This is a genomic window from Nocardiopsis valliformis DSM 45023, from assembly GCF_000340985.1.
GTDB lineage: Bacteria > Actinomycetota > Actinomycetes > Streptosporangiales > Streptosporangiaceae > Nocardiopsis > Nocardiopsis exhalans.
In genome coordinates this window covers 1-5,621 of the sequence record NZ_ANAZ01000067.1, presented here as the reverse complement: position 1 = coordinate 5,621, position 5,621 = coordinate 1, and the positions used below count along the sequence as shown (strand labels likewise).

General features: G+C 71.5%; 1 protein-coding gene. It reads left to right on the top strand.

The window, feature by feature from the left end; translation table 11 throughout:
- The coding region (locus D457_RS33885) for a type I polyketide synthase (RefSeq protein ID WP_017584656.1) at positions 1-5,520 on the top strand (5,520 nt) is incomplete at its 5' end.
- Between the last annotated feature and the right edge of the window lie 101 nt (positions 5,521-5,621).

Sequence of the window (5,621 nt, the reverse complement as noted above, 5' to 3'; positions counted from 1 at the left end):
CCCTACGCCTTCCAACACACCCGCTACTGGCTCAACGAACACCACCGGGACACCGGTCCGGCCAAGCGCCCGAATTCCGAACTCGCCGAACGGTTGGCCCGTATGGCGGCCCCCGACCGCAGGCGGGAGCTGGAACAGCTGGTCCGGAGCCAGGCCGCCGAGGAGCTCGGAAAACCGTTCCTGAGCACCGCCGACCTGACCCGCCCCTTCCAGGACCTGGGCTTCGACTCCCAGGCCTCAGTCGCGATGCGGGACGGGCTGAGCCGCACCACAGGGCTGCGTCTGCCCTCGACCCTGCTGTACACGCACCCCACCTGCGAGGCCGTGACCGCCTACCTGGAGACCGAGCTGGCCGGGAAAGAGCTCCCGGAGGAACCGGTTCCCGTCCCGGAGGTCCCCGCTGGGACGGCCCCCGCCGCGGAGGATCCCATCGCGATCATCGGCATGGCCTGCCGCTACCCCGGTGGGGCCGTCTCGCCCGAGGCTTTGTGGCGCCTGGTCGAGGAGGGCGCGGACGCGACATCGGAATTCCCCGAGGACCGGGGTTGGGACCCGGAGCTCCACACCCCGGACCCCGCCGGGGGCGGCAGCTACGTCAACCGGGGCGGCTTCCTCCACGACGCCGCGGACTTCGACGCGGCCTTCTTCGGTATCTCTCCCCGCGAGGCGGCGGCAATGGACCCCCAGCAGCGCCTCCTCCTGGAGACGGCCTGGGAGACGATCGAGAACGCGAGGATCGCCCCCGTCTCCCTCTCCGGAAGCCGCACCGGTGTCTTCGTCGGTGCCATGGCCGCCGACTACGGACCTCGGATGCACGACGCTTCCGAAAGCGAGGGCGGCTACGTGCTGACCGGGAGCAGCACCAGTGTCGCCTCCGGCCGCATCGCCTACACGTTGGGGCTGCTCGGGCCCGCGGTCACCCTGGACACCGCGTGTTCCTCCTCGCTGGTCGCCCTGCACAACGCGGCACGGGCGCTGCGAGGCGGCGAGTGCACCATGGCGTTGGCCGGGGGTGTGAGCGTGATGCCCAGCCCCGGCCTGTTCGTCGAGTTCTCCCGCCAGCGCGGGCTAGCCCCGAACGGACGGTGCAAGCCGTTCGCGGCGGCGGCCGACGGCACCGCATGGGCCGAGGGTGTCGGCCTCCTCCTGCTCGAACGCCTCAGCGACGCCCGACGCAACGGACACCACGTACTCGCGGTGCTCCGAGGCAGCGCCGTCAACCAGGACGGCACTTCCAACGGGCTCACCGCCCCCAACGGCCTGTCCCAGCAGGACGTGATCCGCGAAGCGCTGGCCGACGCCGACCTCGACCCGTCAGAGCTGGACGCGCTGGAGGCGCACGGAACGGGCACCACACTGGGCGACCCCATCGAGGCGGACGCGGTCCTGGCCACCTACGGGCGTGACCGCCGAGGCGGCCGCCCCCTGTTCCTCGGCTCCCTCAAGTCCAACATCGGCCATGCCCAGGCGGCCTCCGGCGTTGCGGGGGTCATCAAGATGGTGCAGGCCATCAGGCACGGACGCCTGCCCAGAACCCTGCACGTCGACGCACCCACCCCGCACGTGGACTGGGAGGCGGGTGAGGTCGAACTGCTCACCAGCGAACGGGAGTGGCCCCGAACCGGCCGCCCCCGGCGGGCCGCGGTCTCCTCGTTCGGCATCAGCGGTACCAACGCGCACGCGATCCTCGAGGAGTACACCGAGGAAAAGCCGGACCAGCGCGCCGACGGGGGCCCGGTCCTGAACTCCCTCGCACCGTGGATTCTCTCCGCCCATGACGAGAACGCCCTGCGCGACCTGGCCAGCGACGTCCTCGAAACCCTGGAGGGGGCCGAACCGGACGCTGTGGCCACCGCCCTGGTCTCCTCCCGCTCGCCCCTGTCCCACAGGGCCGCGGTGTTCGGTGCCACTCCCGACGACCTGGGAAGCGCGCTCCGCGCGCTGGCCGAGGGCGCTGAGCACCCGGGAGTGGTCACGGGCGGAACCGAACCCGCACCGGTCGTCCTCCACTTCCCGGGCCTGGACACGACGGGTCCGGGGAAGTGGGCCGACCTGTCCGCCACGCTCCCCGCCTTCCACACGGCGCTGGAGAGGACCGGCACCGAACTGTCCGACCTCCTGCCCGGTCAGCCGCACGAGGCGTTCCTGTCCGGTACCACCGGCCCTCGGGCGGAGCTGCTGGAGAGCCCCGAGTACGCACCGGTCACCCTCCTCGCCGTCCAGGCCGCCCTCTTCCACGTTCTGGAAGAGTACGGCCTGGCACCGGAACTGGTCGTGGGAGAGGACGAGGGCGAGCCGGCCGCCCTGTACGCCGCCGGGGCCCTCACACTCACCGACGCCGCGAAACTCGCGGCGAGCCTGGCCCCGGACGGTCGGGGCTCCGCACGCACCGCGGTCGAACTGGACTTCCGTGAACCGCGGCTGCCGCTGGCCTCCGCCCGCACGGGGGACGTCGTGACCGTGCGCGAACTCCGTTCCCCCGCCCACTGGTCTGAAGATCGCCCGGCGCGGTCCGACAACGGACAGGCACTCTCCGAGGCCCTCGGCGGGAAGGCCGGCGCTCTGGTGCTCAGCGCGGGCCCCGGGACCGGCACGGACTCCGCACAGTCCTTCCTGAACGCTCTGGAACCGGTGTACGTCCCCTTGGCCCCCGAAGGCCGGGGGTCCGCGAACGACCTGCTGAACGCCCTGGCCGTCTGCCATGCGCACGGAGCCGACCTGGACCTGCTGCCGCTCCTGCCCCGGACCCGGCCCGTGGACCTGCCGACCTATCCGTTCCAGCGCCGCCGGTACTGGCTGACGGAGGCGCCCCGGACGGGCGCTGTGGCCGGCTTCGGGCTGGACGAGGCCGCGAGCCCGCTCCTGTCCGCCGAGGTCGAGGTGGCAGGCCGGGACGAGTGGGTCTTCACCGGCTCTTTGTCCGCTGAACGGCAGCCGTGGCTGAACGGGCACGCGGTCAACGGCTCCGTGCTGATGCCCGCGACAGGATTCCTCTCACTCGCCTTCGACGCGGCCCACCGTGTGGGTGGCGACCAGGTGGATGACCTGACCCTGGAAGCCCCGCTCTTCTTGGAGGAGGGCGAGCCCGTCAGCGTCCAGGTCGCGGTCGGACCCGAGGTCGGGGGCGAGCGCCCCGTCTCCATCCACTCCCGCACCCGCGGAACAGCCTGGACACGTAACGCCAAGGGCAGGCTGTCCCGCCGGGACCGCACGGCGCCACCGCCCAACGCGGTCTGGCCTCCCGTCGGCGCGCTGCCCGAGCCGTTGGACGACGCCTACAACAGGATCGCCGAATCCGGATACGGCTACGGGGACGACTTCCGCATCGTGACCGGGATGTGGCGCTCGGGTGAGGAACTGTACGCCGAGGTCGAACTGCCCGAGGCGCAACACGGCATCGCGCGTTCGTTCAACCTGCACCCGGCACTGCTGGACGCCGCACTGCACCCGATCCTGTTCGCCTCGAAGTTCGACGGCGACCGGATTCTCCTGCCCGTCGAAGTACGCGGGGCCGTTCTCCACGCTGCCGGGGCCGCGGCGTTGCGGGTGGCGATCACACCCACCGGAACAGACACCCACCGCATCGTCCTCTCCGGTACGGACGGACAGGCCGTCGCCGAACTGGACGCCGTTTCCCTGAGACCGGTCGCCAGGGATCGGATCACCGCAGCCGACGGAGCCCGCGACCTCCTCATGCGTGTCGACTGGCAGGCGGTCGAGACGCCCCGGACTCGCACGGACGTCACGGAGGCCTGGTTGGACGGCGAGGACCTGGGGTCGGCGGTGGGCGCGGACCTGGTCCTCACGCGGCCGGCGGCTGACGTGCCCGACGACGCCGAAGGGGCCAGGCAGGCGGTCGAGCGGGCCTTGGGCCTGGTGCGCCGGTGGCTGGCCGACGACCGTTTCTCCGGGAGCCGGTTGGCCCTGGTCACCAGCGGCGCCGTGTGCGTCACCGACGGGGAGTCTCCGACCGACCTCGCCGGCGCGGCGGTATGGGGCGCCATCCGGGTGGCGCAGAGTGAGCACCCGGACAGGTTCGTACTGGTCGACGCCGATGGATCCGAAGAGCTCGACAGCGCCCTCCACGCCGCATTCGCCACCGGAGAGCCCCAGGTCGCCGTGCGGTCCGGTGAACTGTTCGCACCGAGGCTGGTGCGTGCCGGCGCCGCACCAGACGGGCCGGAGCGACACCTCGCCCCGGAGGGGACGGTGCTGATCACCGGTGGGACGGGCGGTCTGGGCAAGCTGATCGCACGCCACCTGGTAGCGGAACACGGGATCGGGCATTTGCTCCTGTGCAGTCGACGGGGCGAACAGTCCCCCGGGGCGGCACAGGTGGTGGCCGAGCTCAAGGGCCTGGGCGCGCAGGTGACCGTCGCGGCGGTGGACGTGTCCGACCGCGGGGCGCTGAGCCGGGTACTGGACTCCGTTCCCTCCGAGCACCCCCTCACCGCCGTGGTGCACGCGGCCGCGGTCCTCGACGACGGCACCGTCGAGTCCCTCGCCCCCGAACGGATCGCCCCCGTCATGCGGTCGAAGTCGGACGCGGCCTGGAACCTGCACGAGCTGACACGCGACGCCGACCTGGCCGCCTTCGTGCTCTTCTCCTCCGTCTCGGGTGTCACCGGTACCCCGGGGCAGGCCAACTACGCGGCGGGCAATACCTTCCTGGACGCCCTCGCCCAGCGCAGGACGGCCGCCGGGCTACCCGCGACATCCCTTGCCTGGGGCCTGTGGGACTCAGGTCTGGCCCAGGGGGTCGCGGAGGCCGACCTGGCCCGTTGGCGATCGCGGACGGGCATCGTTCCCATGAGCCCGCAGCGGGGACTGGAACTGTTCGATCTCGCGCTGAGCGATCCCCGGCCGTTCCTGGTCCCGACCGAGTTCCACCCCGACGGCCCGCGGTCGGGCGAGACCCTCCTTCCGATGCTGCGGGGGCTGTTCCGCGTCCGCGGGCGGCACCTGGCCCAGAGCAGCGCGCCCAAGAAGGACTCGGGCCGGCTCTGGCACGAGCGGCTAGCCGCTCTAGGGGAGGAGGAACGCGTCAGCACGGTCCTGGAGCTGGTCCGGAGCCAATCGGCCCTGGCGCTGGGGCACTCCGACGTGGGGTCGGTCGATCCGGACCGCGCGTTCCAGGAGCTGGGGTTCGACTCGCTGAGCTCCATGGAGCTGCGCGACCGGATCAACAAGGAGACCGGTCTGCGCCTGCCCACCACCGTCGTCTTCGACCACCCGTCTCCCCAGGCGCTGTCCGCCCACGTCGTGGGACTGCTCCTCGCGTCCGGGGTCGGCTCCTCGGTCGACCCGCTCCTCGCCGAGCTGGCACGGTTCAGCGACCGGCTCGGCGCCCTGGACCTCGGCTCCGACGCAGAGGCCCGCAAGCAGCTCTCAGAAAGGCTCACCCAGTTGCTGTCCACCGTCGACTCGGGGGCGGCGGGAACCTCGCGAAACTCCGAGTACAGCGACCTCGACAACGCCAGCGACGGCGAGCTATTCGCCTTCGTCGACGGGATCGAGTGACAGGGAACCGCAGAATCCGCCAGGACGACCCAGGCGCTACTACTTCACTACTGCAGAAGGTGGAAAGCACGTGGCTGACGAGAAGGAACTCAGAGAGTACC